This is a genomic window from Chryseobacterium urinae, from assembly GCF_030518295.1.
Classification (GTDB): domain Bacteria; phylum Bacteroidota; class Bacteroidia; order Flavobacteriales; family Weeksellaceae; genus Chryseobacterium; species Chryseobacterium mucoviscidosis.
Window position 1 is genome coordinate 1 of record NZ_JAULSJ010000071.1, and the last position, 3044, is coordinate 3044.

Genomic DNA, 3044 nt, shown 5'->3' on the forward strand with positions numbered 1-3044 from the left:
TGCAATAGTGGGGCTGAAAGGCTTCGATTGGGCATTTGTGCAATGGTCAACATTCGTTCTTCGATTGAACTTTTGTGCTAAAAACCCCCGCCTTCGGCAATACCCAAACCGTTAGTGGCAATGCCAAGCCAAAACAAGGAACAATGAAACCTGAATTGAAAAGGATAAGAAAAGTAGAATATGATATAGATCCAAATAGATACGAATTACGAGATGGAAGAGAAATCAATGCCCCATTGTGTCCATACGGAAACCACTACAAATGGATAGGGTTTGACTTAAAAACGAATGAATATGTTAGATTTGCGAAATCTGTGTTTAAATTACTTATAAATAAAAATGGTAAATGAATAATAAAAAATATGGTATAGAGGGATTTGATGCCCCAGAACTTGAAAAATTTAGGTGGATTGATGCCTACGGAATAGATACTGAATCTATACAGCTTTCTAATTACAGAGGAAAGTTCATTGTATTGTATTGCTTCCAAAGTTGGTGCCCTGGTTGCCATAAAATTGGCTTACCTTCCCTACAACAAATGGTCTCTGCATTAGAAAACAATGAAGCAATCAAGTTCTTCGCTATTCAAACGGTGTTTGAAGGCAAAAGTCAAAACACTTTTGAAAAATTAAAAGAAACACAAAAGCAGTATAAATTAGAAATTCCTTTTGGACAAGATGAGGGAAATGAAAGTACACATAATATTTCAAGTGTAATGTATCATTACAGAACAGGAGGAACCCCTTGGTTCATTTTTATAAACCAAGAAGGAAAAGTAGTGTTCAATGATTTTCATTTGAATACCGAAAAAGCAATTGAATTTTTACAAACAATTAAATAATTTTTTTATGCAAAAATGGATAGACGTAATAAGATTAGCCAATAATGGCAACCTTAAACCAGATCAAAGAATTGAAAAATCGGTAGAAGAATGGAAATCACTTCTTACCGAAGAACAATTTTATGTAACTCGTAAAAAAGGAACAGAGAGAGCTCACAGCTCCGAAATGTGTAATTTGTTTGAACCTGGCAAATATGCTTGTATATGTTGTAACACTGTACTTTTTGACAGCGAAGAAAAATTTCAAAGTGGAACAGGGTGGCCTAGTTTTACACAGCCCATTAAAGAGAATGTAATTAATTATATCAAAGATGTTACATTTGGTATGTATCGAATAGAAACAACTTGTAGCACTTGCGATGCTCATTTGGGACACGTTTTTCAAGATGGGCCTATGCCAAGCGGATTGCGATTTTGCATAAATGCTGTCGCTCTAAAGAAAGTAAAATCTGATGAGAAAAAAATTACATTTGGTGGTGGTTGCTTTTGGTGTACAGAAGCGATGTTTCAACAACTAAAAGGAGTTGTAAAAGTAGAAAGCGGCTATAGTGGTGGCGAAATTATCAATCCTACTTATAGAGAAGTGTGTTCTGGAACTACCGGTCACGCAGAAGTAATTGAAATTACCTACTTACCTTCTGAAATCAGCTTTGAAGACTTGATAAAAATTCATTTAACTACTCACAACCCAACAACCATAAATAAACAAGGTGCTGATAGAGGAACACAGTATCGTAGCATTATCTTTTATAGAACAGAAGAAGAAAAAATGCTCGCTTTAAAAGTCATTGAAGAAGTTCAACCTGCCTACGATGATATGATTGTAACAGAAGTGAAAATGTTTGAGCATTTTTACAAAGCAGAAGCAAATCACCAAGATTATTACAATCGCAATAGCGAAGCTGGATATTGTACCGCAGTGATAAATCCCAAATTAGCAAAATTAAAATCGCTTTATCAGGATAAACTAAAGAAATAATGGACGAAGACATAAATTTTTAATGAAGCAATTTAAAAAATAAAGAATGAAAAATAGTCTTGATAAAAATGCAAAATGGCTCTTGCTTTTTGGTATTTTATTAACATTTTTATTTCCATTACTACTTCCATTGCTCAATAAAACAGGCATTGGTAATTTTGGCGTTGTTGGCGATGCGATTGGCGGTATAACAAATCCTATTTCTCAACTCATTGGCTCTATACTTCTATATTTAGCGTTAAAAGCTCAACTTTCAGCAAATGGCATAGTGCAAAATCAAATAGAAAAAGACAATATAAAGGAAGAACTACAACACAATACAGAACAAATACGGACTTTTTATTCTTTCTTTCAAGAAACAATAAAAAATTTCAGTTATGAGTTTTCTGATGCAAATGGAAAACAACTGTTGTATGGAAAAAGAGCCATAAAATGTTTCTTAAATGATTTGGAACAAATGAAAGTAGATATTCATAATACAGATGATGTACTTATGTATGATGGAGTAAGAGAATTATTAAGTATTTTGAAAAGTGCAGAAGAATTATTCAATCGCATTGATACTATTTCTTCAAAATCACAACATATTTTATTTTATAGAACTCTTTTGCAACACGAATTATTATTCAATATTTTTCCTTATCAAGACCTTGATGACGATATTAATATTAAAACTGGAAAATGCACTATTTGTGCAGATGCACATTCATATTATCCTCCTATTATATTTGATAAAATTAAACTTTTAGGATCTAAATTTATATAAAAATGGCAACAGTAATTAAAATTAAAAACATTGAAGAAGGCTTCCAAAGTATTATCACTAATGGTAAGCACACCATTATTGGTGACGAACCTATCACAAGTAAAGGAACAGATTTAGGTTTAGCACCCTCAGAACTTGTTTTAAGCGGTTTGGCAATGTGCAAAGTCGGAACTGTCCGTTTTATTGCTCGCAAAAACAACTGGGAGATAGAGAATGTAACAGCCGAACTAGTGCAAGAAGTAGCAAGAGGGGAAGGAGGGCTAAAAACCACTATTCAAATTAAAATGATTATTGAAGGTAATCTTTCCGAAGAGCAGAAAGAAGAATTGATAAAACAAGCCGACCGTTGTTATATCCACCGTTTGTTAAATAGCGAATGGGATATAATGCCTATAACGCTTTAAATCAAATGCACTGCCACTAATAACTAAGTTTTCGTCTTGTCCGAAGGACACGAG

General features: G+C 33.4%; 5 protein-coding genes. All 5 read left to right on the plus strand.

The window, feature by feature from the left end:
* The first annotated feature begins 143 nt into the window (after positions 1-143).
* Genes QWT87_RS20895 through QWT87_RS20915 form a run of 5 tightly spaced genes read left to right on the plus strand, consistent with a single transcriptional unit; the run spans position 144 to position 2990 of the window.
* Positions 144-350, plus strand: a complete 207-nt coding sequence (locus tag QWT87_RS20895; protein WP_302718652.1) for a hypothetical protein — start codon at positions 144-146, stop codon at positions 348-350.
* Entirely contained in the window at positions 347-841 is a 495-nt protein-coding gene (locus QWT87_RS20900) for a peroxiredoxin family protein (protein WP_302718654.1), read from the plus strand. Before QWT87_RS20895 ends, QWT87_RS20900 begins: the two co-directional genes overlap by 4 nt.
* A 7-nt stretch (positions 842-848) precedes the next feature.
* Positions 849-1820: a peptide-methionine (S)-S-oxide reductase MsrA gene (gene msrA, locus QWT87_RS20905; RefSeq protein ID WP_302718656.1), complete on the plus strand. Its 972-nt coding sequence runs from the start codon at positions 849-851 to the stop codon at positions 1818-1820.
* A 46-nt stretch (positions 1821-1866) separates the two neighbouring features.
* Entirely contained in the window at positions 1867-2586 is a 720-nt protein-coding gene (locus tag QWT87_RS20910; protein ID WP_302718658.1) for a hypothetical protein, read from the plus strand.
* Positions 2587-2588: 2 nt separating this feature from the next.
* On the plus strand, positions 2589-2990 hold the full coding sequence (locus QWT87_RS20915) for an OsmC family protein (RefSeq protein WP_028123739.1): 402 nt from the start codon (positions 2589-2591) through the stop codon (positions 2988-2990).
* The last annotated feature ends 54 nt before the right edge of the window (positions 2991-3044 follow it).

What these genes read in the sequence shown, in the direction of transcription:
- QWT87_RS20895 (WP_302718652.1), top strand. Translation starts at nt 144, where the DNA reads ATGAAACCTGAATTGAAAAGGATAAGAAAAGTAGAATATGATATAGAT.
- QWT87_RS20900 (WP_302718654.1), top strand. Translation starts at nt 347, where the DNA reads ATGAATAATAAAAAATATGGTATAGAGGGATTTGATGCCCCAGAACTT.
- msrA (WP_302718656.1), top strand. Translation starts at nt 849, where the DNA reads ATGCAAAAATGGATAGACGTAATAAGATTAGCCAATAATGGCAACCTT.
- QWT87_RS20910 (WP_302718658.1), top strand. Translation starts at nt 1,867, where the DNA reads ATGAAAAATAGTCTTGATAAAAATGCAAAATGGCTCTTGCTTTTTGGT.
- QWT87_RS20915 (WP_028123739.1), top strand. Translation starts at nt 2,589, where the DNA reads ATGGCAACAGTAATTAAAATTAAAAACATTGAAGAAGGCTTCCAAAGT.